Origin of the sequence: Pseudomonas serbiensis (assembly GCF_030580745.1) — a bacterium.
Lineage (GTDB): Bacteria > Pseudomonadota > Gammaproteobacteria > Pseudomonadales > Pseudomonadaceae > Aquipseudomonas > Aquipseudomonas serbiensis.
Window position 1 is genome coordinate 1 of the sequence record NZ_JAUQOO010000051.1, and the last position, 1,938, is coordinate 1,938.

Below are 1,938 nucleotides of genomic sequence, written 5' to 3' on the forward strand. Positions count from 1 at the left end.
GTCCTCGGTCAACAGCCCGCGGCCGTCGTACAGCGCGCTGTAGGTCTGGAAGTAATCGGCAGGTTTGTTCTCGTCGGCGCCCTGCCGCAACTCCTTCACCACACGGTTCATGCCATCGAGCAAGGTGCGGGTCTTGATCCCCTTGACGTTGGTGGTTTCCTGTTCGGCCTGTTGGCCGTCCACGGCGCTGAGCACATAGCGATAATGGCGCGAGGCCTCGTAGAGCGTGCCAGGGGCTACGGTTTCCTCGATGACCCGGCCCAGTACGTCGTAGCGGTAGGCGATTTCCACGTCGTTGTCGTCGCGATTGAGCAGTGGCTGGCCGTTGAGCAGCGAGTGTTGCAGGGTATGGGTCTTGCGCACGGTATCGAAGCTGGTGCTCAGGCTGATGATGGTGTGCTGCACGGTTTCCCCGGCGCGGGCATTACGGGTTCTCTGGTAGGTGTAGTCGGTGATCGTCGAGAGGCCATTGAGGGTCTGGGTGTCCTGCAACTTGCGCCCGTGCTGATAACGATCGGTGGGCTGGTGGATGTAGGTGAACGCGGTGTGTTGCAGTTCGGTTTCATCCAGGCCATCCACTTGCAGCAGACGCTCGTCGGTCACGGCCAGCCAGCCGGGCGTTGCGCCGCCACCCACGCCGGTTTGCAGCGCGTAGCGATACGCCGTGCGCAACACCGGGGCCTCGCCGGGCGCGCCGGGGACCGGCGTGACGGTGGTGTCCTGCACGGTCCTTACAAAACCTTGCGGGTCGGGCGGGCAGCCATCGCCACCGGCGGCCGGGTAATAGCGCCGGGTTTCCAGGGTGCCATCGGGGTTTTCCTGGGTCAGCAGGTTGCCGAAGGTGTCGAAGGTGGTGCGGGTGGTTTCTTCATGGGTCTGGCTGGAAGCGCTGGGGTGATACCAGATCTTCAGCACTTCACGGGGCAACTGGCACTGGGCCGGTTGCTGGTCGAAGGGCAAGCCCGGCGTGCTGTGATACGTGGTGCGGGTGCTGAGCACATTGTCGCTTTGGGTGACGGTTTCCTCGGTCAGCAGGTGGAAGTTGTTGAAGGCCCGCACTGTGGTGCGCAGCGCCTTGTCGTCGAACCAGAGCATTTCCGTGCTGTTGTAGGTGTAGCTCTGATTGGCCTTGTAGAGATTGTCCAGACCATCGTCGTCCCAGATCAGCCCGCTGGCGTTGAAACCCAGAAAATTGGTGTTGGAATATTGATAACGCACCTCGACTGGCGGCTGGCCGAAGCCGGGGCGCTGCTCATGCCGTGACACGCGGGGCAGCGAGGGGTAGCGGTTCTGCGGAAACTCATGGCCCTGAGCATCGTAGGTGATGAGTTCATGGCCACCGAGCGGGTTGTGTACCTGCGCCATGCACAGGTATTCATGGATCAGTTCGTACTGGAAGCGCCAGGCGGCCGGATTGTCGGTCGGCAGCACGATGCGGGTGACTTCGCCGTTGTTGAGCATCAGGCTGAAACGGACCAGGGGTTCGCCGCCGCTGCCTTGACCGGGGTGCAAGTCGACATTGATCTGCGCGGAGTTGGGGCGGGTAATCTCGAGCAGCAGGCCATAGTCGTCGCTGACGCTGCGCAGCACGGTTTCGTCGGCAAAGGTCTCGTAGGCCAGGCTGACCCGATGGCCTTCGGCGGAGTGGATTTCACTGACCCAGGCCTGGGTGTCGCCGCCGCGCAGAGTGAGGATTTCCACCAGGCCGGACTTGTGGGCCACCCGATAGCGGCCGGTGGCCTCGACGGAAAAATGAAAACTGTCGATCTTGCGTTCGGGGACGGTGGGCTGGCTGGCCGAGCCTTCGATGCGGAAGGTTTCCCCGGTGGACAACGAGAGGATGCGCGAGACGGTATCGAAGTGCGACAGGCGCACGCTCCAGCCCTTGCCGAAGCCGATATTGCGGGGGCTCATGGGGCTGAAGCCGAGGCTGAGGGG

General features: G+C 62.8%; 1 pseudogene. It reads right to left on the reverse strand.

Features of this window, described 5'->3' with window-relative positions:
- A pseudogene (locus tag Q6A51_RS27225) lies at window positions 1-1,914 on the reverse strand (sugar-binding protein); the annotation flags it as partial.
- Window positions 1,915-1,938 lie beyond the last annotated feature (24 nt).